Here is a 20968-nt window from a genome sequence, read left to right as displayed (position 1 = left end):
CGGACGACGTGGCGTCGGTCCCGGCTCCTTCGTCCGGCCGGCGCCACGCCGGCGCGGCGGGTCAGACTTTCACCAGTTCGGCGAACAGGTTGAGGTGGGCCTTGATCTGCTGCTCGGCGGTGAACTCGGCGCGGGCGTGCGTCCGGCCGGCCTCGGCGTAGCGGCGGCGCAGGCCCGGCTCGCGGATGAGGCGGTCAAGCGCGTCGACGAAGCCGGCCTGGTCTTGGTTCTTGAGCAGGATGCCCGACTGGCCGGGCACGAAGCACTCGCCGACGCCGACGATGTCGTAGGCGACGGCGGGCAGGCCGTGGAGCTGGGACTCGATGAGGAAGTTCGACAGCGATTCGCTCTGCGAGGCCAGCACGGCGAGGTCGGCGGCGTGGTAGAGGGCGTCGGCTCGGGCTGGTAGCCGAGGAAGCGCACGCGGCCGCCGAGGCCGAGGTCGTGGGCGAGACGCTCGCAGCGCTTGCGCTCCACGCCGTCGCCCGCCAGCCAGAGCTGCCAGTCGAGGTAGCCGGGGAGCTTGGAGCAGATCTCGATCAGCTCGCGCTGGTTCTTCTCCGGGCGGAACATCGCGACGTTGAGCATCACGACGGTGCTCGGGTTGGCGCCGTAGTAGCGGCGGAGGGCGTGGTTGCGCGCGCCGTCGACGTCGTGCGAGCGCAGCACCGGATTGTGGATGACCGTGATCTTGTGCGAGGGGAGGTCGTGCTCGTCGGTCAGCACGCGCTTGGCGACGTGGCTGTTGGCGATGACGTGGCGGCAGCGGCGCAGCGAGCGGCGGAAAAGGTAGGGGAGCGACTTGCCCGTGCGCATGGTGCAGACGACGACGGCGTGCGGCAGGCGCTGCTGGATGAAGCCGGCGTAGCAGTTCGCCATGCGGCCCATGCAGAGCACGAGGTCGGGGGCGGCCTCGGTGGCGGCGCGGAGCAGGCCGGGGGCGAACCAGTCGAGGTGGAGGTCGAAAGGCTGCAGCGACTTGAACGCGAAGGGTTGGTTGTCGGCATCGTCGCCGAGCGCGCCGCGCGGGCGGAAGGTGAGCAGCGTGACTTCGTGCCCGGCTTTGGCGGCCGCGGCGCCGAGGAAGACGGCGTGGCGTTCGGTGCCGCCGCTGCGCAGGTAATCTTGGACGATCAGGATTTTCATTGCTCCCGTAGGGATCGGGTTATCGTCATGCAGGCTATGAACAACCCGTTCGTCAATCTGCTCGTGCGGTGGATGGTGCTCGCGCTCGGCGTGGTGCTCAGCGCAACGCTCGTGCCCGGCATCCACTACGACACGGCGGGGACGCTCGCGGTGGTCGTGATCCTGCTGAGCTTCTGCAACGCGGTGCTGAAGCCGCTGCTGGTGCTGTTCACGCTGCCGTTCATCGTGCTGTCGCTGGGCATCGGCGTATGGCTGATCAACGCGGTGCTGTTCTACTTCGTCGGCAAGCTGGTCGCCGGCTTCTATGTGGCGGGTTTCGGCTCGGCGCTGCTCGGTGCGCTGGTGGTCAGCGTCACGAACCTGGTGCTCACCCAGATGCTGAAGAGCGCCGCGGTGCCGCCGCCGCGGCCCCGCGCCGCGAGGGAAGCACGACGACGTGATCGACATCTGAGCGCGGCGAGCGGGCGGGGCGGCCGGGCGAAATTACGCCCGGAGCGGCGGCCGAGATTGCATTTGACGCTGTCCGGCGCGGGGGCGACGTTGGCCACTCAAAATCTACGCCTATGTCAGAAGCAATCTACGACTTGGTGGTCATCGGTGGCGGCCCGGCCGGCTATGCGGCGGCGATCCGCGCCGGTCAGCTCGGCAAGAAGGTCGCGTGCATCGAGCTCGAGCGCGCCGGCGGCACCTGCCTCAACTGGGGCTGCATCCCGACGAAGGCGTTGCTGAAGAGCGCGGAGCTGTTCCGCACGATCCAGAAGGCCGAGAGCTACGGCCTGAGCGTGCAGGGCGCGTCGTTCGATTTCCGCAAGGTCGTGGAGCGCTCGCGCGGCGTCTCGGCCCAGATGGCCAAGGGCATCGAGTTTCTCTTCCGCAAGAACAAGGTCGATTACTTCATCGGCCGCGGCCAGGTGACCGTGCCGGGCATGGTCGAGATCATCGAGGGCGAGAACAAAGGAAAATTCTTCCGCACGAAAAACATCCTCGTCGCCACCGGCCAGAAGCCGCGCGCCCTCCCGGGCCTGCCGGTCGACGGCGCGCGCGTGATGACCTCCCGCGAGGCGCTCGCGGCGAAGGAGCTGCCGAAGTCGATCGCCATCATCGGCGCCGGCGCCATCGGCGTGGAGTTCGCCTATTTCTTCAACGCCTTCGGCGCGAAGGTCACGCTGATCGAGATGCTGCCGCAGATCCTGCCCGTCGAGGACGAGGAGGTCGCGAAGACGCTCGAGCGCAGCTTCGCCAAGCAGGGCATCGCGGTCCACACCGCGACCAAGAGCGAAAACATCCGCGTCGGCGACAAGAGCGTGAAGCTCGACCTGGTGAAGGATGGCGCGAAGACCGAGCTCGAGGTCGAGACCGTGCTCGTCGCCATCGGCATCGTGTCCGCGATCGACGGCCTGTTCTCGCCGAAGGTGAAGGTCGAGACTGACCGCGGTTTCGTGAAGGTCGACGCCACTTACCAGACCAGCGTCCCCGGCATCTACGCCGCCGGCGACATCCAGGGGCCGCCGTGGCTGGCCCACGTGGCGACGTTCCGCGCCGTCAACGCCGTCAACGGCATCTTCGGCCACAGCAAACCGAAGCAGGTCGACAAGTTCCCGGGCTGCACCTATTGCCAGCCGCAGGTGGCGAGCACCGGCCTGACCGAGAAGGCCTGCAAGGAAAAGGGCCTCGCCTACAAGATCGGCAAGTTCCCCTTCACCGCGGTCGGCAAGGCCGTAGCGGCGGGCGACTCCGAGGGCTTCGTGAAGGTCATCAGCGACGCGAAAACCGGCGAGATTCTCGGCGTGCACATCATCGGCAGCGAGGCGACGGAGCTGATCGCCGAATACGGCCTGGCGATGAATCTCGAGGCGACGATCGACGAGATCCACCACACGATCCACGCGCATCCGACGCTCTCCGAGGCGCTCGGCGAGGCCGCCGCCGCCACGAACAACGAGGCGATCCACATCTGAGGCGCCGCGCGCCTCCGGGTTCCTCCTTCCAGGCCGGCGCGATGCCGGCCTTTTTTCTGCGCGCGCGGCGAGGCATGGGGACAAACCCGATCCGGCGCGGCGGAAATTTTCACGGAATTTCGGCAAAGAAGCCCTTGTTCCGGGCGACCAAACGCGCTTTAGTGCAGGCCAGACGGTGCCCCCATGTCTGGTTCTCAGCCGCAGATCACCGCGATGGTCGTCGACGACGAACGCTACTTTCGCCGTTTCGTCGGCGAATTGCTGCACTCCCAAGGCATCGCCAGAGCCGTGGAGGCGCGCGACGGCAACGAGGCGCTCCAGATGTTCCCGGTGGTGAAGCCCAATCTGGTCATCCTCGATATCAACATGCCGCACAGCGACGGTCTCGAGGTGCTGCGCGGCATCCGCGCCCAGGCCCCGGCGGTGCCGGTGGTGATGCTGACCTCGATTGCCGATGAGGCGGTCGTGGAGAAATGCGTCGACGCGGGGGCGACCTACTTCATCCGCAAGGACGTGCCGGCGCAGGACCTCTCCCGGGAGCTGCGGGAGCTGCTGCACGAGTTCTCCGACGGCGCGGCGGCTGCGGAACCATGAGCGCCGCATCGCGAGACCGCCTGCGCTCGCTCGACGACTTCGTCGTGCGCTACGACCTGACCGCGACGCTGCGCGAGGCGCGCGCGGACTTCAGCCCGGAGCTGGGCTCGCAGCGCCTGCTGAAGCAGAGCGAGATCTCCGCCCGCTTCCGCAAGCGCACGCGGCGGACGAATCCGGGGAAATGACGCCCTTTGCGCAGTTCATCGACACGCTCCGGCGGATCGCGCCGGAGCATCGCCGCCGCATCGACCAGCTGGCCGAGCAGCACGACGGCCAGCCGCTGGCGGTGATGCAGCAGGTGGTGGAGAGCGCCATCTGCTCGCAGGCACGGGCCTGCCAGCTCTGGGCGGACTGCCTGGGCGTGGCCCACGTCAATCCGCTCAACGTCGAGCTGCCGGTCGGCGAGGGCGTGCAGCTGCCGGCCGATGTCGCGCGCCGGGCGCGCGCGGTGGTGCTGAACACGCTGCCGCACGCGGCGACGGTGGCGATGGCCGAGCCGACGGACGAGAAGATCGTCGCCTCCCTGGCCAAGGTGCTGGGCCGCGAGGTCAGCCCGGTCTTTGCGCATCCCGAGGAGATCGACGCGATCCTGCGCCTGCACTTCGGCGCGCCGGAGGATCTCGCCGGCTCGCTGCAGCGGGTGTGCGACGCCCTGCCGACCCTCGCGGGCGGGCGGGAGATCCGCGATGCGCGCGACGTGGCCGAGCTGGTGCATGGCGAGGCGTTTGCGGAGCTCTTCAACAGCATCCTGCTGACCGCCTTTCGGCGCCGGGCCTCGGACATCCACCTCGAGAGTGCGGTGGACCAGTGTCGCGTCCGCATGCGCATCGACGGCGACATGGTGCTGGTCCTGCAGTTGCCGCGCGTGGTCCACGACGCGCTGATCGTGCGGGTGAAGGTGCTTTGCCAGCTCGACGTGGCGCAACGGCGCCTGCCGCAGGACGGCGCCTTCGAGATCAGCTTCGGCGGCAGCCGGCCGGCGTTCCGCGCCTCGACCCTGCCGGGACTTTATGGCGAAAAGGCGGTGCTCCGCCTGCTCGGGGCGCCGGGCAATCAGTCGCTGCCGCGCCTCGGCGCGCTGGGATTGAGCGACTCCACCCGCCAGGCGCTGCGGCGGGCGATCCTCCGTCCCAACGGCATCCTTTTCGTCTGCGGCCCGACCGGCAGCGGCAAGACGACCACGCTCTACTCCTGCCTCGGCGAGATCAATCGACCGGACCTCAATCTCGTGACCATCGAGGATCCGGTCGAATACCGGCTGCCCGGCGCGTCGCAGCATCAGGTCAACGTCGCGATCGGCCTGCGCTTCGCGGAGATCCTGCGCAGCGTGCTGCGGCAGGACCCGGACGTCATTCTCGTCGGCGAGATTCGCGACCGCGAGACCGCCACCATCGCCGCGGAGGCGGCGCTCACGGGCCACCTCGTGTTGAGTTCGCTGCACACCAACGATTCCCTGCAGGCGATCACGCGCCTGATCGAGCTCGGCGTCGAGCCGCACCTCGTCGCGCCGACCGTAGTGGGCGTGCTGTCACAGCGCCTCGTGCGCCGGATCTGTCCGTCGTGCAAGGAGCACTACACGGCCGCGCCGGAGGAACTTGCGCCGTATTTCTCCAATCCCGATGCGGTTCCGGTGACGCTTTATCGCGGCCGCGGGTGCGCGCACTGCCACGGCACCGGCTTTTACGGTCGCGTCGGTGTGCATGAGATGCTCGAGGTCTCGGAAGGCTTGCGCGATCTGATCCTGGCCCGGGCGTCTCCGGCGCAGATGAAGGCCGAGGCGGAGCAGACCGGCTTTCGGTCGATGCGCCACGATGGCTTGAAAAAAGCGCTGCTCGGCTGGACGACGCTCGAAGAGGTCGAACGCAACACGCTGCCTGAGCTGTCGCACACGGCGAGGCGCTAGGAGCGGAGGCGGCGAGAGAGCGGTCGCGGGGGGCGTCGGCGCCGGTTCGGCCCTCGGGGCGCGTTCGGGACGCCCCCGCCAAGGCTTCGGCGGACGTTCTTCAATCGCCTCGCGATTGAAGAATGGTGCGAGTGCCGGGAGTCGAACCCGGATCAATGGCTTCGGAGGCCACTACACTATCCATTGTGCTACACTCGCAAAAAACGACGCGCGCAGCATTCGGCTGCGCGCGGGTGAGTTCAAGCCGCTTTTGTGCGCAGCGCGCTCACTTCTTCACCTGCTGCATCTGGCGATGCACGAAAAACCAATACATGAAGCCCAGAGCGCCGAGCACGCCGACTGCCCAGATCGTGACCGAGCGGAGTTCGCCGCGCATGAGCGCCTCGTCCTGGCCGGCCTTGATGCCGAGCCAGCAGAGCACGCCGCACCAGAGGCCGGAGCCGACGATCGTCCAGAGGGAGAACTTCCAGTAATCCATGCGCACGATGCCGGCGGGGATGCCGATGAGGTGGCGCACGACCGGCAGCAGCCGCGAGGCGAAGATGCCGTAGTTGCCGTAGGCGGAGGCCCAGCGTTCGGCTTTCTCCACCTTCTCCGGCGGGGCGAGGAAGAACTTGCCGTAGCGCAGCACCAGCGGCCGCCCGGCCCAGCGGGACGCCCAATACATCGCGGTCGCGCCCAGCCAGGAGCCGATCGTGCCGGCGATGACGATACCGGTCAGGCTCATGCCGCCCTTGGTGTGGGCGAGATAGGCGGCGGGCGGGATGATCAGCTCGCTCGGCAGCGGGAGAAAGGTGCTCTCGATGAACATGAGCAGCACGATGAGGCCGTAGCCGCCGCTCTCGAGGGAGCGCGCATACCAGTCGGTGAGTTGTTTCAGGAGGTCGTGCATGAGTAAGAAAAAGGGCAGGTCGCGAACGAGCCTGCCCTTAGGAGTAAAGTGAGGAGCCGATCAAACGTCCGGCTTGGTCTTGCGGAGACCCTGCACGCGGTCGCCGTCCTTCCACTGGCCACGCTTCTTGAGGATGGCGACGCGCTCGAAGCGCTTGAGGACATTGCGCTTCACGACGAGGCCGCCGGAAGACTTGAGGCTGTTGTGCTGGGACATGGTAAGTGGGTCGTTTAAGGTGATTTCGACGTTGGAAAGGGGCCATGGCTAGAGTTGGCCATAGCCCATGACAAGTATTTTTCGCTCACGCTTTCGGCGCTGACCTCGACCCACTGCGGCGTGCGATATGGGTGCCGGGCGTGGACCCAGGCACTGAGCGCCGAAGCGTTGGCCGGGAGGCACTTAAACCACAGACGAAACTCCTCGGCCTGCTCCAGTTTGCCCTCGTGGTGGTAGAACGATGTCATCGGTCCGTCGATCTGAGCGCAGACGGCCAGCCGGGCCTCGACGGCGCCGCGGGCCAGCCGCTCGGCGTCCGCGCGCGTTTCGATGGTGGTCCAGGCGATGATCACGCAGCGAGTTTTGCCGGAAGTGCCCGGGCGGCAAAACGAAAACAGCGCCCTCGTCACTGTCGGCGGGGCAGGGGGAGCGGCAAAGATTTCCCCCTTGACGCTGGGGGGGCGTGGCGTAGGTCTCTCCCTTCCCAATTTCCAAACCATGAGAGACGAATACATCAAGGACGCCCAAAAGGTTATCCAGGACCCGAACGTGCTGATCAACGTGGTGTCGCGCCGCGTGAAGCAGCTGCGCCGGGGCAGCCGTCCGCTCGTGGAGTCGCTGGAAAAGCTCAGCCCCGAGGACATCGCCCTGCGCGAGATCATCGAAGGCAAGATCAGCTACGAAGTGACGCACGCCTGAGCCGCCACGGCTCTCCGTTTCCGAAGCGCGGCCGCTCGCCGCGCTTTTTGCTTTTCCGGCACCGCCGCACCGGTCCGGCGCTGGAGAGCGCGGCACGGTTGTCTGTCATCCGTCGGCCGGCCCGGCTTCGCGTCTCGCCAAGCCCCGGCCAAATCCTTTTCGTTCCTCTTTCCCGCCATGGCCGCCCAAGCCCACGACTCCGCCCGTTTCACCGAGATGCGCAATCCGAAGGCGCTGCGGGATTTTTTCATTCACGACAAGTTCGAGGCGGGCGTGAAGCTGGTCGGCACGGAGGTGAAATCGATCCGCGCCGGCAAGGCGCAGGTCACCGACGCCTTCTGCCGGATCGAGAAGGGCGAGGTCTGGCTCTACGGCGCCTACATCGAGGAATATTCGCACGGCGGCCTCTCCCAGCACGCCCCGCGGCGCCCGCGCAAGCTGCTGCTCAAGGCCAACGAGATTCGCAAGCTCCAGCAGGCGGTCGAGACCGGCGGTCGCGTCCTCGTCGCGCTGCGCATGTATTTCAAGGAGGCCCTCGTGAAGGTCGAGATTGCGACCGCGAGCGGCAAGAAGCAGTTCGACAAGCGCGAGGACATCAAGAAGCGCGAACAGAACCTAGAGGCGCGCCGCGCGCTGCGCCGCCGCTGATCTTCCCATGAAAAAGAGGCCGACCCCACGCCGACCGAAAACGAAAGCCCGCCGCCCGCTGCAGTCCGTCACCGTCCGCGTGCCGGGCAGCACGTCGAACCTCGGGGCCGGCTTCGACACGCTCGGCATGGCGGTGACGCTCTACAACGACGTCACGCTCCGCCGCACGCGCGAGTCGGGCGTGCACGCCGCGACGCCCGACGCGATCGCGGGCGTCGACATGGCGAGCGAGGCGGCAGCGTGGTTCTTCGCGCGGGCCGGGGTGGAGGAGTTCGGCTTCTCGTTCCGGGTCACCGGCGATGTCCCGATGTCGCGCGGCCTCGGCTCGAGCGTGACGCTCCGCGCCGGCATCGTCGCCGGCCTCAACGAGCTCAGCGGCGCCGGGCTCGACAAGGACGACCTTGCCGAACTCGTCACGAAGCTCGAGGGCCACCCCGACAACGCCACGCCCGCCGTCCTCGGCGGCTTCTGCGTCGGTCGCACCGACCCGAATCGCGGCGTGCTCACCGGCGTCGTGCGCCGCGCGATCGGCAAGGAGCTGGTGTTCGTCGTCGTCTCGCCCTCGCAGGAACTCGAGACCAAGAAGGCGCGCGGCATCCTGCCGAAGGAGATCCCGTATTTCGACGCCGTGCGCAGCATCAACAGCGCGAGCTACGTCGTCGCCGCGTTCCTGTCCGGCGAATACGACCGGCTTGCACACGCCGTCGCGGATTTCATGCACGAACCGTATCGCCTCCCGCTCATCCCCGGTGCGCGCGACGCGATCCAGGCTGGCGTGGCCGCGGGCGCGCTGACCGGCTGGCTCAGCGGGAGCGGCTCGAGCGTGATGTGCGTCGCGCGGCCGGCGAAAGCCGCCCGCGTGGCGCGTGCGATGGTGGCGGCGTTTGCCGACGCGAAGGTGCCGAGCCGGGTGTTCCGCCTGCACGCGGACAACGCCGGGCTGCGGATCGTCGCGCGGGCGCACTGAGGCCGCCCGTCGCGGCCTTGCCGCCCGGCATTTGCGTTGTCGGGCCGAATCCCACGCGGGCCGGACCGATAAAGCGTTGACCGCTTGTCGCGCGCACGCGCAAGCTCGCGGACCGCTCTTCGTCTGGGCCCATGAGCAATTTCTGGATCACCGTCACCGCGCTGGCCGGCTACCTCCTCGGCTCGCTGCCCTTTGGCTACCTCGTGGCCAAGGCGCACGGCGTCGACATCTTTAAGGTCGGCAGTGGCAATCCCGGCGCGACGAACGTCAAGCGCGTGCTCGGCCCCAAGGCCGGCAACACCGTCCTCGCGCTCGACATGCTGAAAGGCGCCGTCGCCACCGCCTGGCCGCTGCTGCCGTTCGTGGAAGAGGAGCACAAGGTCGTCCTCCAGCTGATCGGCGTCGTCGCCGCCGTGATCGGCCACGCGTTCTCCGTTTTCACCCGCTTCAAGGGCGGCAAGAGCGTCGCGACCGCGGCGGGCGGCCTGTTCGTGCTCATCCCGGTCGCCGGCCTGATCGCCGCCGCGACGTGGGTCGTCACGTTCTACGCGTTTCGCTACGTGTCGCTGGCATCCATCCTCGCCGCCGTCGCGATCATCACCGCCAGCTGGCTGATGCCGTATCACGTGGCGGTCGCGGTGATCACGACGGTGCTCGCGACCTTCGTCATCGTCCGCCACCACGAGAACATCCGGCGCCTGCTGAACGGCACCGAGAGCCGCTTCGTGAAAAAATCTGCCGTCGCGCCGGCCGCCCCGCCCGCCGACCCCGCGAAATAATCGCCCGCGCAACCCTGACCACGTCCTTCGTGGCGTGACTATTGCGCTATGACGCATCGCCCCCTCTGGGGCCTTGCCAAGGCGGCGCCCCCGGGGCCATGTAGTCAAGTTCTCGCCATGGCTCTCATCGTTCAAAAATACGGCGGCACCTCCGTGGGTGACGTCGAGCGCATCAAGAACGTCGCCTCCCGCATCAAGATCACGCGCGACGCCGGCCACCAGGTCGTCGTCGTCGTGTCGGCTCGCGCGGGCGTGACGAACGAACTGATCGCGCGCGCCAAAGCGGTGAACCCGCGCCCGGACAACCGCGAGATGGACATGCTCCTCGCCGTCGGCGAACAGGAGACGATTGCCCTCACCGCGATGGCCCTCCACGGCCTGGAGGTCCCCGCCGTTTCCTACACCGGTCCGCAGGCCGGCATCGTCACGGACCTCGTCCACACTAAGGCGAAGATCAAGAACATCATCCCGACCGCGCTGCGCAAGGACCTCGACGCCGGCAAGGTGATCATCGTCGCCGGCTTTCAGGGCCTGAACGAGAAGGGCCAGATCACCACGCTCGGCCGCGGCGGCTCCGACCTCACCGCCATCGCCCTCGCCGCCGCGCTCCGCGCCGACAAGTGCGAGATCTACACCGACGTCGACGGCGTCTACACCGCCGACCCGCGCCACGTGCCGGAGGCCACGAAGCTCGACGAGATTTCCTACGACGAGATGCTCGAACTCGCCTCGCAGGGCTCGAAGGTCATGCAGTCGCGCTCGGTCGAGTTCGCCAAGAAATACGGCGTCGTTTTCGAGGTCCGCTCCAGCTTTAACCACAACCCGGGAACCATCGTGAAAGAAGAAGTCGCTTACATGGAAAAGGTCGTCGTGCGCGGCGTCGCCGTCGACAAGGATCAGGCGAAGGTCGTCATCAGCAACCTGACCGACAAGCCGGGCAACGCCGCCGCGGTGCTCCGCGCCCTCGCCGACGCCAGCATCAACGTCGACATGATCGTGCAGACCGCCGCGCAGAACGGCGCCTGCAACCTCACCTTCACCGTCCCGAAGGACGACGCCCACAGCGCCGTCAAGGTGCTCCCGACCGTCTTCAAGAAACTCGGCGGCGGCGAAGTCGCGGCCTACGACAACATCGCCAAGCTCTCCGTCGTCGGCGTCGGCATGCGCACGCACGCCGGCGTCGCCGCGCAGATGCTCGAGGCGCTGGCCACGGCCGGCATCAACGTCGAGCTCATCGCCACCTCCGAGATCAAGGTCACGCTCGCCGTCCCGCGCGAGCGCGCCGACGACGCCCAGCGCGTCGTCCACGCCGCCTTCGGCCTCGGCAAGAAGGAATAAGCGCCCGCGGCCCGGGCATCGGCTTCGAGGGAGGGCGGGACCGCTGCGGCCGCCGCCCGGACGTTTGCGGCGGACCGGGCCCCACCTTTCGTGTCGCGCCGCCGCGCCGCCGCACCCACGATTCGCTCCCATGAAATTCGTCTCCACGCGCGGCCAGTCGCCGGCGGTCTCGTTCCTCGAGGCCGTCGCGCTTGGACTCGCCCCGGATGGCGGCCTCTATCTGCCCGAGGCGCTGCCCGATCTCTCGCCGCGCCTGCGCGGCTGGGGCGAGCTGAGCTACGCCGACCTGTGCGCGGAGTTCATGGGCGTGTTCGCGACCGACGTGACGGAGGACGTGCTCGCCCGTCTCGTGCGCCGCTCCTACGGGACGTTTTCGCACCCGGAGATCGCGCCGCTGCGCCGGCTCGACGACAACGTCTACGTGCTCGAGCTCTTCCACGGACCGACCCTCGCGTTCAAGGATTTCGCGCTCCAGCTGCTCGGCAACCTCTACGGCTGGCACTGCGAGCAGACCGGCCGCAGCCTCAACGTCCTCGGCGCCACCTCCGGCGACACCGGCGCCGCCGCGATCCACGGCCTGCTCGGCAAGCCGCGCACCGCCATCTTCATCCTCTATCCCGACGGCCGCGTCTCGCCGCTCCAGGAGCGCCAGATGGCGTGCACCGGCGCGGCCAACGTCTTCGCCCTCGCGCTCGACGGCACGTTCGACGACGCGCAGCGGCTGCTGAAGGACGCGTTCGGCGACCGCGCTTTCGCGGATCCGCTGCATCTCTCCGCGGTCAACTCGATCAACCTGGCGCGCGTGCTCGCGCAGTGCGTCTATTACCTGCACGCCTGGCTGCGCGTGCCCGAGGCGCAGCGCGAGAACGTCGAGTTCGTGGTGCCGACGGGCAACTTCGGCAACGTCTTCGCCGGCTGGCTGCTCGAGCGCATGGGCGTGCCGATCGCCGGCTTCAAGGTCGCGACCAACCAGAACGACATCCTGCACCGCTTCTTCACCACCGGCGAATACCGTGTCGGCACGGTGCAGCCGAGCCTCGCGCCGTCGATGGACATCCAGGTCGCGTCGAACTTCGAGCGCTGGCTCTACTATCATTTTGAAGAGGATGCGGCGCAGGTGCGGGCGGCGATGGACGAGTTGAAGCGGACCGGCGCCACGCGCGTGCCGCGGTTCGACGCGCACGTGTTCAGCTCCTCGCGCTCGACCGACGCCGACATCACGGCGAACATCCGCCGCATCCATGCGCGCTACGGCTACGTGCTCGATCCGCACACGGCCTGCGGCTTCCAGGAGCTGAATCCGGCGCGGACGAGCGTCGTGCTCGCCACCGCGCATCCGGCGAAATTCCCGGAGGCGCTCCGCGCCGCCATCGAGATCGAGCCCACGCACCCGGCGCTCGAGGCGCTGAAGGCGCGGCCGCTCGCCAAGCACGCCCTGCCGGTCGATCTCGCGCAGCTCAAGGCCTTCATCCGCGCGCACGGCGTGTGATTGGGTGATTGCGCGCGGCGGTCCGGCGCCTAGCGTGGCGCGCGTCGTTTCCGCGACGCCTACCCCTATGAAGCTCTTCCACGCCGCCGGCCTGCTCATCGCGGGCGCTCTGGGTTCTCTCGTTTGCGGGGCGCAGACCTCGCCGCTCGCGCCCGACATCCCGGCGAAGTTCACGCCCCCGACCGAGGCCTACGATTACGTGAAACGCGTCGAGATGATCCCGATGCGCGACGGCGTGAAGCTCTACACCGTCATCGTCGTGCCGAAGGGCGCGCGGAACGCGCCCATCCTCCTCACGCGCACGCCCTACGACGCCGCGACCCGCGCCAGCCGCACGAAGTCGCCGCGCCTGCTCGCGACGCTCCCGCTGGCCGACGAAGTGTTCGCCGCCGACGGCTACATCCGCGTCTACCAGGACGTGCGCGGCAAGCACGGCTCCGAGGGCGACTACGTCATGACGCGTCCGCCGCGCGGCCCGCTGAACGGCAGCGCGGTCGACCACACCACCGACGCGTGGGACACGATCGACTGGCTGGTGAAGAACGTCCCCGAGTCCAACGGCCGCGTCGGCATGATCGGCTCCTCCTACGAGGGCTTCACGGTCGTGATGGCCCTGCTCGACCCGCATCCGGCGCTGAAGGTCGCCGCGCCGGAAAGCCCGATGATCGACGGCTGGATGGGCGACGACTGGTTTCACTACGGCGCGTTCCGCCAGGTGAATTTCGACTACTTCACCGGTCAGCTCGGGGCCAAGGGCAAGGGGGATCCCGCGATTCGCGGCAGCGTCGACGACTACGACCTCCTGCGCCGCCTCGGCTCGGCCGGGGCCTTCGCGCACTTCACCGGCATCGATCAGCTCGCGTGGTGGCAGAAGCTGGTCGAGCACCCGAGCTACGACGCGTTCTGGCAGGAGCAGGCGCTCGACCGCCTGCTCGCCCGGGTGCCGCTGAAGGTGCCGACGCTCTGGCTGCAGGGCCTGTGGGACCAGGAGGACATCTGGGGCGCGGTCCACGCCTACCCGGCGATGGAGGCGAAGGACACCCACAACACGATGAACTTCCTCGTGCTCGGCCCGTGGTTCCACAGCCAGATCAACCGCACCGGCACCGCGCTCGGGCCGCTGCAGTGGGACGGCGACACCGCCCTGCAAGTGCGGCGCGACATCATCAAGCCGCTCTTCGACCAATACCTGAAGGACCGCGCGCCGCGCGCCGCGACGCCGCCGGTCCTCGTCTACAACACCGGCGAGAAACAATGGGAGAGACACGACCGCTGGCCGCGCGCCGGCGGCGACAGCGGAGTGGCGCCGACGCCCGTCTACCTGGGGGCCAACGGCGGGCTGAGCTTCACCGCGCCGGCCGAGCCGGCCGCGTTCGACGAATACGTCTCCGATCCCGCCAAGCCTGTGCCGTATCTGCCGCGCCCGGTGAAATTCAGCGACGGCGAGGCGTGGCGCCGCTGGCTCGTCACCGACCAGCGCTTCGTCGCGGACCGTCCCGATGTGCTCGTCTACCAGACCGAGCCGCTCGCCCAGCCCGTGCGCCTCGCCGGCGCCCCCGTCGTGCACTTGGTCGCTTCGACGACCGGCACCGACAGCGACTGGGTGGTGAAGATCATCGACGTCTTCCCGGACGAGGTGCCGTCGCAGCCGGAGCTGGGCGGCTACCAGCTGCCGGTCTCGATCGAGATCTTCCGCGGCCGCTACCGCACGAGCTTCGAGAAGCCCGCGCCGCTCGAGCCGGGCAAGCCGCTCGCCTACACCTTCGCGCTGCCGCCGGTGAACCACGTCCTCCTGTCCGGGCACCGCCTGATGGTGCAGATCCAGTCGACGCTGTTCCCGCTCTACGACCGCAACCCGCAGCAGTTCGTCCCGAACATCTTTCTCGCCTCGCCCGGCGACTACGTGAAGGCCACGCAGCGCATCTATCGCGGCGCCGGCGGCACCCGCATCGACCTGCCCGTGGTCCAGTGACCGGCGCGGCCCGCGAGCGCCGGGACCGCGCCGACGAAATTCGGGGTTCGCCGGCGCTGCAGGCTGGCGCGGGCGCCTTCTCGCTGCCATCGGTGAACGCGTGAGGTTCCAGGATCACTTTTCGAATCAGGCCGCGGCCTACGCGCGGTCGCGGCCGACGTATCCCGTCGCGCTCTTCGACGCCCTGGCGCGCCTCGCGCCCGCTCGCGGCCTGGCGTGGGACTGCGGCACCGGCAACGGCCAGGCGGCGGTGGCGCTCGCGGCGCATTTCCAGCGCGTGATCGCGACGGAGCCGAGCGAGGCCCAGCTGGCCGCCGCCACGCCGCATCCGCGGGTGGTTTACCGGCGCAGCGCCGAGCTCGCGCCGACCGTGCGCGACCAGACGGTCGACCTCGTGACCGCGGCGCAGGCGGCGCACTGGTTCGACCGCCCGAAGTTCTACGCCGAGGTGCGGCGCGTGCTGCGGCCCGGCGGGATCGTCGCCCTGTGGAGCTACTGGCTCGCGCGCGTCGATCCGGCGATCGATCGCGTCATCGACCGGTTCTACGCGGAGACGACCGGGCCCTACTGGCCGCCGGAGCGCGTGCACATCGAGCGCCGCTATCGCGATTTCGATTTTCCCTTCGCCGAGTTGCCGTTCCCGCCCCTGGTGATCACGCGCGAGTGGACCGCCGCGGATCTCGCCGGGTTTCTCGCCAGCTGGTCGGCCGTCGATCGCTACCGGCAGGCGCGCGGCGAGGACCCGATCCCGGCGGTGGCGGCCGAGCTGGGCGCGCTGTGGGGCGCGGGCCGGCGCACCGTGAGCTGGGAGATGTTCGGACGCATCGGCCGGGTGGAGGCCGGCGTGGCGCGCGTCACAGCAACGGCGCCAGCAGGCGGCTGAGTTCCTCGCCCAGGGTAGGGAAGAACCGCGGCCGCGCGGTCGACGGCATCGGCTTGCAGTGCGCGAACACGTCGCGCATCCACGTGGCCAGCCGGGCGGTGTCGCCCGGCGAGTAGGTGACGGCGGCGACCTCGAAGTTCACGAACAGCGAGCGCAGGTCCATGTTGGCGGAGCCCCACAGGCCGGCCGATTCGTCGACGAGGATGGCCTTGGCGTGGTTCATGCCCGGGCCGTAGAAAAGCACGCGCACGCCGGCCTGCTGGAGCTCGCGCAGGTAGTGGCGGCGGGCGAGGTCGGTGATGGGGTGATTCGAGCGCGCCGGCACGACCAGGCGGATGTCGATCCCCGCCCGCGCCTGCACCATGAGCGAGCGCTGCAGCACCTCGTCGGGGATGTAGTAGGGCGTGACGATCCAGACGCTGCGCTCGGCCTGCTGCACGAGCGAGAGGATGCCTTCGTAGAGCGGGTCGCCGGCGACGTCCGGCCCGCTGGCGACGATCTGCAGCTCGCTCGGGCCCACGGCGGCCGGCACGCCGACGGGCAGCGCGTCGTGCAGCCGCGCGATAGGCTGCCCGCTGGCGTAGGCCCAGTCGGCGAGGAAGATTTCGTCCAACAGGCTGACGGCCGGCCCCTCGATGACAGCGCCGAAGTCGCGGAAGCGCCGCTTCAGGGGCGTGGGGCCCATGTATTCGACCGCGAGGTTGCGTCCGCCGATCGCGGCGGCGCGGTGGTCGAAGACGGCGATCTTGCGGTGATTGCGGAGATTGGCCGAGCCGCGCGTCTGGAGCGGCAGCATGGGCATGAACGACACGACCTCGCCTCCGGCCCGGCGGATCGGGTCGCAGAAGGAGCCGTTGGTGAAGAAGCAGCCGAGCGAGTCGAGCAGGAGGCGGACCTTCACCCCTCGCGGGCGCGCTGCGCCAGCAGCTTCACGATCCGCCGGCCGACCGCGTCGCGGCCGAGGATGAAGGTCATGATGTGGATCGTGTGCCGGGCCTCGAGGATCTGGCGCTCGAAATGGTGAAAGGCCTCCTCGCCCGACGCGACGAACTCGACCCGGTTGCCGCTCACGGGCGGGCAGGCGCCGTTGAGCGTGAGCACGCGCGCGGCGAAGGTCTGGGCGGCGGGGGAGGGGGCACGCCGGGCACGATCGGGCAGAGGCGGGCCTTGGTGGCGGCGAGGCGCCGGAGCTTGCGGCCGCCGAGCAGGAGGAACAGCGGCACCCCGAGATACGGCACGAACGCGATGGCGAGCAGCCACGCGAAGGTGTTGCCCGGCTGCTTGCGCTCGCTCATCAGCCGCGCGATGGCGAAGAACGCGAGCAGGAAGCCGAGCACGGTCAGCACGTGCGGCAGGACGCCGAAGATCCACGGGTGCTGCCTGGCGGTATCGACTGCCTGCTCGAGCGACGGATCCATCGCCGCGATCTAAGTCGCCTCCGGGCGGCGAGGCAAGGAGTCCGCCGCGACAAAGCGACTGCCGCGGACCCGGCGCGGGCCCCGTTGCGGGAGCTGCGCGCGACCGCGCGCCCGCTCCCGGGCAGCGGCCAGCGGGGAATTTGAGATGGAGTCTAGTGTTAGACTCGTGAAGGCTTTGCCGCGCGACCGGCGAAAAGACTACGCCATGTGCATCGGCGCAACTCGCGTCACCACCCCTCAACCCCTCGACACGCACGCGAGCCTCCCCCGGTCTCGCCGTGTTATCAAGCAACCTCAGACCTACGCTGTAAGGTATGAAAACCCCGACTAGAATCGCCTTGGCCGCCCTGCTCGCATCGGGAGGCTGGCCGCTCGGAGCGCAGACCGTCGCTCCTACGAAGACTACCCCGCCGGAAGAGGAAGAGGCCGTCGTCCTCTCGCCGTTCGAAGTCCAGGTGCAGAAGGACAACGGCTATCAGGCGACCGAGACGCTCGCTGGCACGCGCATCCGCACCGACCTGAAGGACGTCGGCGGCGCGCTCTCCGTCTACACGAAGGAATTTCTCAAGGACATCGGTGCGACCGACAACGCCTCGCTGCTCCAATACACGACGAACGCCGAAGTGGCGGGCACCCGCGGCACCTACGCGGGCCTCGGCAACGGCACGAGCGTCGACGAAAGCGCGAACCTGCGCGCGCCCGGCAGCGCCCAGCGCGTCCGCGGCCTGGCCTCGGCCGACAACACCCGCGACTTCTTCGTCACCGACCTGCCGTGGGACTCCTACAACGTCGACCGCATCGACATCCAGCGCGGCCCGAACTCGATTCTCTTCGGCCTCGGCAGCCCGGCCGGCATCGTGAACGCCTCCACCCGCTCCGCCGAGTGGCGCAACAAGGGCCAGGTCGAAGCCCGCTTCGGCTCCTACGGCAGCGCGCGCGGCACCCTCGATGTCAACCAGGTGCTCATCCCGAAGGTCCTCGCGCTGCGCCTCGACGCGATGGCCAGCAACGAGAAATACCAGCAGGAGCCGGCCTTCCAGAACGACCGCCGCTACTACGGCGCGCTGCGTTTCGAGCCGCAGCTCTTCGGCAAGGATTTCCACACCTCGATCCGCGCCAACTACGAGTATGGCGACATCAAGGCCAACCGCCCGCGCATCGTCCCGCCGAACGACAGCATCACGCCGTGGTTCCGCGCCGTGGATGCCACCAGCCTCAACGGCGGCATGGGCAAGTATACCGTGAACAACGGCTACGAGATCGGCGCCCAGCCGACGACCGTCAGCCCCTGGCTCTCCGGCTACGGTGACCAGCAGCAGCCGCTCTACATCATCGACGGCGCGACGGGCAACCTGCAGCGCGTCTACGCCGGCTACATCAACACCGGCGCGCGCAACAACGACGGCACGATCCGCACCTCCGGCCAGAGCCTCCTCGGCCAGCGCTTCTCCGGCACGCTCTTCGGCCTCGCCAGCCTCAGCTCCTACGCGACCAACGCCAATCTCCCCGGTGCCGCCTACGGCCAATACCGCCAGGCCTCGCTCCTCGACCCGACCGTCTTCGACTTCTACAACAAGCTCCTCGACGGCCCGACGAAGAAGGAGTTCGAGCACTGGAACGCCTACAACCTCACGCTCAACCAGACGGGCTTCGACGACCGTCTCGGCGTGGAGGTGAACTACGACCGCCAGAAATACAAGCGCGGCGGCGAATCCCTCATCACCAATCCGACGATCAGCATCGACATCCTGCGCAACTGGCAGGACCTCTCGGCCAACTCCAACTACGGCCGTCCCTTCGTCGTCGGCGGCCCCGGCGGCGGCAACTCCTACGAGAGCGACCGCCGCTACGTTCGCGGTTCGCTCTTCGGCGAGGTGCGGGCGAAGGACTTCTTCGATCCCAACGGCTTCCTCGCGAAGCTCCTCGGCAAGCAGCGCTTCAACGGCGTCTACAGCAACGAAAAGTATTCCACCGAGAACCGCAGCTGGCTCATGTTCGCCAACGATCAGGCCTGGGCGGCCTTCTGGAACCGCACCGACGGCAGCACGTCCTCGCTCACCGACCGCGGACCGATGGGCATCATCTACCTCGGCAACTCGCTCGCGAACGCCTCCAGCGCCTCCGGCGCCAACATCCCGGGCGTCGGCGCGCCTGTCACGCTCCCCGACTCGAAGGTCTACTTCTTCGACTCCACTTGGATCGGCGGCACCAATTACTCCGCTCCCTGGACCGTGCCGGCCGACCTGGCGCCGATCTTCGACTCCAACGCCACCACGCAGGCCTCCAACCCGGCCAACTACGTCGGCTGGAACTCCAACCGCACGCTCAACCTGATGCGCTATGCGGACGGCAACGACCTCCGCCTCCTCACCAAGGCGCAGAAATCGCTCCGCGTCACCAAGTCCTACGCCGGTTCCTGGCAGGGCTATTTCTGGAACGATGCCCTCGTCACGACCATGGGCTGGCGCTACGACGTCGTGAAGGGCAAGGGCGTCACCGCCCTGCCGGTCTCCACCAACCGCAGCATCCTGAACCTGGCCTCCTACAACCTGCCGGCCGAATACCCGGCCAACCAGATCTTCAAGGATCACTCGGTCAGCGGCGGCGCCGTGCTGCACATCAACAAGCTCTTCCAGAAGGATCCGCTGCCGATCAACGTCAGCTTCTCCTACAGCAAGTCCGACAACTTCCAGGTCACCGACACGCGCCGCGACATCTACGGCAACGCCATCGGCAACCCGACCGGCAAGACCAAGGACTACGGCATCCTTCTGTCCACCAAGGACGGCAAGTATTCGTTCCGCGGCGTGAAGTATGAGACCAGCCTCTTCAACGGCAACACGACGCTCAACAACGACGGCCTCGGTCGCGTCGTCCAGCAGGGCCTCCGCTTCCGCAACGTCTTCCTCTATAAACTCTCGAACTACCCGTGGACCTCGCGCGAGCAGTCGCAGGACCGCAACACCTGGGCGACCGCCTGGGTGAACGCCGCGGGCCGTCCCGTCGCCGCCGGCTCGGTCGCCAGCGGCCCCACCGGCTCGACCCTCGAGTCGCAGGCCCAGGCCGACGCCCACCGCGACGCCTCCATCCGCGCCTGGAACGAGATCCAGAAGACGCTCGCCGCGAAGGGCTACTTCGCCGCGTGGGGCTACACGCCCACCACCGCCACGGCGCTGACCGATCGCACCACCTACGAGGGCACGCTCAGCGGCATCGATCCCGCCTCGCAATACCAGCCCGATCCCGCGACCGTCTTCGCCTACGGCTTCACCGCCCCGCAGGGCTTCGCCGTCACGGCCGACACCGTCTCGAAGGGCTACGAGTTCGAGCTCACGGCCAATCCGCTCCCGAACTGGCGCATCTCCTTCAACGCCGCCAAGACCACCGCCGTCCGCGACAACGTCGGCGGCGCGGTGCTCGACGACTTCGTCAGCTACATGGACACCCAGATGGCCGGCGTCGCCGGCGACATGCGCCAGTTCTCCGGCGGCTACGTGGCCGGCAACGAGGTGCGCGCGATCTGGAACTCCTGGCGCGGCCAATACACGCTCATGAAGCTCCAGCAGGGCGCCGCCGCCTCCGAGCTCCGCAAGTGGCGCTACAACGTCGTCACGAACTACTCGTTCCGCAAAGGCTGGCTCAAGGGCGCCGGCGTCGGTGGCAGCTACCGCTGGCAGGACAAGGTCGTCATCGGCTACCCGGTCATCGCCGGCTCGGGCAGCCAGGCGAGCTTCGACCTCAACCAACCCTACTACGGCCCCTCCGAGGACGCCATCGACCTCTGGACCAACTACGAGCGCAAGCTCACCAAGACCATCAACTGGAAGATCCAGCTCAACGTGCGCAACGCCTTCGCCAAGGAAGGCCTGATCCCGGTCTCCGTCCAGCCCGACGGCAAGACCTGGGCCACCGTGCGCGTGAAGCCCGTCCAGGAATGGTTCGTCACGAACACGTTCTCGTTCTAAGGTAGATGCGAGCCCGGCTCTTCATGGGGCAGGAGCCGGGCTTTGCTGTCGCTAATCACCCGCTTCATGGCGGCCTGCTGACGCCCGATCCCGGCGCGCTT

Annotated in this window: 20 protein-coding genes, 1 tRNA gene and 1 pseudogene; 14 read left to right on the top strand and 8 right to left on the bottom strand. The window is 68.2% G+C overall.

Annotated features, from left to right (window positions below):
• Positions 1 to 72: 72 nt before the first annotated feature.
• Positions 73 to 1146: pseudogene (locus ACMYLB_RS15695) on the bottom strand (glycosyltransferase); the annotation flags it as partial.
• A 36-nt stretch (positions 1147 to 1182) separates the two neighbouring features.
• On the opposite strand from ACMYLB_RS15695, the gene ACMYLB_RS15690 reads away from it, so the two are divergent.
• The 5 genes from ACMYLB_RS15690 to ACMYLB_RS15670 all read left to right on the top strand — a co-directional run bounded on the left by ACMYLB_RS15690 (position 1183) and on the right by ACMYLB_RS15670 (position 5601).
• A complete protein-coding gene (locus tag ACMYLB_RS15690; RefSeq protein ID WP_415907907.1) occupies positions 1183 to 1875 on the top strand; it encodes a phage holin family protein in 693 nt (230 codons plus the stop codon).
• A complete protein-coding gene (gene lpdA, locus ACMYLB_RS15685) occupies positions 1773 to 3104 on the top strand; it encodes a dihydrolipoyl dehydrogenase (protein WP_415911099.1) in 1332 nt (443 codons plus the stop codon). Before ACMYLB_RS15690 ends, lpdA begins: the two co-directional genes overlap by 103 nt.
• A gap of 183 nt (positions 3105 to 3287) precedes the next feature.
• Positions 3288 to 3698: a response regulator gene (locus tag ACMYLB_RS15680; RefSeq protein ID WP_415907906.1), complete on the top strand. Its 411-nt coding sequence runs from the start codon at positions 3288 to 3290 to the stop codon at positions 3696 to 3698.
• Entirely contained in the window at positions 3695 to 3883 is a 189-nt protein-coding gene (locus ACMYLB_RS15675; RefSeq protein ID WP_415907905.1) for a hypothetical protein, read from the top strand. The genes ACMYLB_RS15680 and ACMYLB_RS15675 overlap by 4 nt, the downstream gene beginning before the upstream one ends.
• The gene (locus ACMYLB_RS15670) at positions 3880 to 5601 is read left to right on the top strand and encodes a GspE/PulE family protein (protein ID WP_415907904.1); all 1722 of its coding nucleotides are present in this window, start codon (positions 3880 to 3882) and stop codon (positions 5599 to 5601) included. Before ACMYLB_RS15675 ends, ACMYLB_RS15670 begins: the two co-directional genes overlap by 4 nt.
• Positions 5602 to 5724: 123 nt before the next feature.
• Here the strand turns inward: ACMYLB_RS15670 and ACMYLB_RS15665 are convergent.
• The 4 genes from ACMYLB_RS15665 to cutA all read right to left on the bottom strand — a co-directional run bounded on the left by ACMYLB_RS15665 (position 5725) and on the right by cutA (position 7062).
• Positions 5725 to 5799 (bottom strand) — tRNA-Arg (locus ACMYLB_RS15665).
• 67 nt (positions 5800 to 5866) lie between these two features.
• The gene (locus ACMYLB_RS15660; RefSeq protein WP_415907903.1) at positions 5867 to 6493 is read right to left on the bottom strand and encodes a DedA family protein; all 627 of its coding nucleotides are present in this window, start codon (positions 6491 to 6493) and stop codon (positions 5867 to 5869) included.
• A 60-nt stretch (positions 6494 to 6553) separates the two neighbouring features.
• Positions 6554 to 6709 carry a small basic protein gene (locus ACMYLB_RS15655; RefSeq protein WP_415907902.1) on the bottom strand — a complete coding sequence of 52 codons (156 nt, stop codon included), beginning with the start codon at positions 6707 to 6709 and terminating at the stop codon, positions 6554 to 6556.
• 14 nt (positions 6710 to 6723) lie between these two features.
• Positions 6724 to 7062, bottom strand: coding sequence for a divalent-cation tolerance protein CutA (gene cutA, locus ACMYLB_RS15650; protein WP_415907901.1), 339 nt, complete (start codon positions 7060 to 7062; stop codon positions 6724 to 6726).
• A 145-nt stretch (positions 7063 to 7207) separates the two neighbouring features.
• Here cutA and ACMYLB_RS15645 point away from each other — a divergent pair, with 145 nt between their 5' ends.
• The 8 genes from ACMYLB_RS15645 (at position 7208) to ACMYLB_RS15610 (ending at position 15484) form a co-directional block, all read left to right on the top strand.
• The gene (locus ACMYLB_RS15645) at positions 7208 to 7408 is read left to right on the top strand and encodes a DNA-directed RNA polymerase subunit omega (RefSeq protein WP_415907900.1); all 201 of its coding nucleotides are present in this window, start codon (positions 7208 to 7210) and stop codon (positions 7406 to 7408) included.
• A 177-nt stretch (positions 7409 to 7585) separates the two neighbouring features.
• Positions 7586 to 8056 carry an SsrA-binding protein SmpB gene (smpB, locus tag ACMYLB_RS15640; protein ID WP_415907899.1) on the top strand — a complete coding sequence of 157 codons (471 nt, stop codon included), beginning with the start codon at positions 7586 to 7588 and terminating at the stop codon, positions 8054 to 8056.
• Between the two features lie 7 nt (positions 8057 to 8063).
• Positions 8064 to 9023, top strand: a complete 960-nt coding sequence (gene thrB, locus ACMYLB_RS15635; RefSeq protein ID WP_415907898.1) for a homoserine kinase — start codon at positions 8064 to 8066, stop codon at positions 9021 to 9023.
• Positions 9024 to 9154: 131 nt separating this feature from the next.
• On the top strand, positions 9155 to 9802 hold the full coding sequence (plsY, locus tag ACMYLB_RS15630; protein ID WP_415907897.1) for a glycerol-3-phosphate 1-O-acyltransferase PlsY: 648 nt from the start codon (positions 9155 to 9157) through the stop codon (positions 9800 to 9802).
• A gap of 117 nt (positions 9803 to 9919) precedes the next feature.
• Entirely contained in the window at positions 9920 to 11140 is a 1221-nt protein-coding gene (locus ACMYLB_RS15625) for an aspartate kinase (RefSeq protein ID WP_415907896.1), read from the top strand.
• Between the two features lie 130 nt (positions 11141 to 11270).
• Positions 11271 to 12629, top strand: a complete 1359-nt coding sequence (gene thrC / locus ACMYLB_RS15620) for a threonine synthase (protein WP_415907895.1) — start codon at positions 11271 to 11273, stop codon at positions 12627 to 12629.
• 67 nt (positions 12630 to 12696) lie between these two features.
• The gene (locus ACMYLB_RS15615) at positions 12697 to 14601 is read left to right on the top strand and encodes a CocE/NonD family hydrolase (protein ID WP_415907894.1); all 1905 of its coding nucleotides are present in this window, start codon (positions 12697 to 12699) and stop codon (positions 14599 to 14601) included.
• A gap of 100 nt (positions 14602 to 14701) precedes the next feature.
• The gene (locus ACMYLB_RS15610) at positions 14702 to 15484 is read left to right on the top strand and encodes a class I SAM-dependent methyltransferase (RefSeq protein WP_415907893.1); all 783 of its coding nucleotides are present in this window, start codon (positions 14702 to 14704) and stop codon (positions 15482 to 15484) included.
• Here ACMYLB_RS15610 and ACMYLB_RS15605 read toward each other — a convergent pair.
• The 3 genes from ACMYLB_RS15605 to ACMYLB_RS15595 are packed head-to-tail and all read right to left on the bottom strand — an operon-like array spanning position 15456 to position 16902.
• A complete protein-coding gene (locus ACMYLB_RS15605) occupies positions 15456 to 16385 on the bottom strand; it encodes a phospholipase D-like domain-containing protein (protein ID WP_415907892.1) in 930 nt (309 codons plus the stop codon). The two genes, ACMYLB_RS15610 and ACMYLB_RS15605, sit on opposite strands and share 29 nt — an antisense overlap.
• The gene (locus ACMYLB_RS15600) at positions 16382 to 16585 is read right to left on the bottom strand and encodes a hypothetical protein (protein WP_415907891.1); all 204 of its coding nucleotides are present in this window, start codon (positions 16583 to 16585) and stop codon (positions 16382 to 16384) included. Before ACMYLB_RS15600 ends, ACMYLB_RS15605 begins: the two co-directional genes overlap by 4 nt.
• A complete protein-coding gene (locus ACMYLB_RS15595; protein ID WP_415907890.1) occupies positions 16552 to 16902 on the bottom strand; it encodes a PLDc N-terminal domain-containing protein in 351 nt (116 codons plus the stop codon). The genes ACMYLB_RS15600 and ACMYLB_RS15595 overlap by 34 nt, the downstream gene beginning before the upstream one ends.
• A 314-nt stretch (positions 16903 to 17216) precedes the next feature.
• On the opposite strand from ACMYLB_RS15595, the gene ACMYLB_RS15590 reads away from it, so the two are divergent.
• Entirely contained in the window at positions 17217 to 20867 is a 3651-nt protein-coding gene (locus tag ACMYLB_RS15590) for a TonB-dependent receptor plug domain-containing protein (RefSeq protein ID WP_415907889.1), read from the top strand.
• Positions 20868 to 20968: the final 101 nt, after the last annotated feature.

Origin of the sequence: Oleiharenicola sp. Vm1 (assembly GCF_047777955.1) — a bacterium.
Lineage (GTDB): Bacteria > Verrucomicrobiota > Verrucomicrobiia > Opitutales > Opitutaceae > Didemnitutus.
Note: the sequence above shows the minus strand (reverse complement) of the source record. Positions and strands in the feature narration are given on the sequence as shown.

Bases quoted from the DNA above. Each gene is read 5' to 3' on its own strand.
- ACMYLB_RS15625 (WP_415907896.1), top strand. From the start codon at position 9,920: ATGGCTCTCATCGTTCAAAAATACGGCGGCACCTCCGTGGGTGACGTC.
- ACMYLB_RS15595 (WP_415907890.1), bottom strand. From the start codon at position 16,902: ATGGATCCGTCGCTCGAGCAGGCAGTCGATACCGCCAGGCAGCACCCG.
- ACMYLB_RS15645 (WP_415907900.1), top strand. From the start codon at position 7,208: ATGAGAGACGAATACATCAAGGACGCCCAAAAGGTTATCCAGGACCCG.
- ACMYLB_RS15660 (WP_415907903.1), bottom strand. From the start codon at position 6,493: ATGCACGACCTCCTGAAACAACTCACCGACTGGTATGCGCGCTCCCTC.
- ACMYLB_RS15690 (WP_415907907.1), top strand. From the start codon at position 1,183: ATGAACAACCCGTTCGTCAATCTGCTCGTGCGGTGGATGGTGCTCGCG.
- ACMYLB_RS15655 (WP_415907902.1), bottom strand. From the start codon at position 6,709: ATGTCCCAGCACAACAGCCTCAAGTCTTCCGGCGGCCTCGTCGTGAAG.
- thrC (WP_415907895.1), top strand. From the start codon at position 11,271: ATGAAATTCGTCTCCACGCGCGGCCAGTCGCCGGCGGTCTCGTTCCTC.
- ACMYLB_RS15670 (WP_415907904.1), top strand. From the start codon at position 3,880: ATGACGCCCTTTGCGCAGTTCATCGACACGCTCCGGCGGATCGCGCCG.
- thrB (WP_415907898.1), top strand. From the start codon at position 8,064: ATGAAAAAGAGGCCGACCCCACGCCGACCGAAAACGAAAGCCCGCCGC.
- plsY (WP_415907897.1), top strand. From the start codon at position 9,155: ATGAGCAATTTCTGGATCACCGTCACCGCGCTGGCCGGCTACCTCCTC.
- ACMYLB_RS15590 (WP_415907889.1), top strand. From the start codon at position 17,217: ATGAAAACCCCGACTAGAATCGCCTTGGCCGCCCTGCTCGCATCGGGA.
- ACMYLB_RS15615 (WP_415907894.1), top strand. From the start codon at position 12,697: ATGAAGCTCTTCCACGCCGCCGGCCTGCTCATCGCGGGCGCTCTGGGT.
- ACMYLB_RS15675 (WP_415907905.1), top strand. From the start codon at position 3,695: ATGAGCGCCGCATCGCGAGACCGCCTGCGCTCGCTCGACGACTTCGTC.
- ACMYLB_RS15680 (WP_415907906.1), top strand. From the start codon at position 3,288: ATGTCTGGTTCTCAGCCGCAGATCACCGCGATGGTCGTCGACGACGAA.
- smpB (WP_415907899.1), top strand. From the start codon at position 7,586: ATGGCCGCCCAAGCCCACGACTCCGCCCGTTTCACCGAGATGCGCAAT.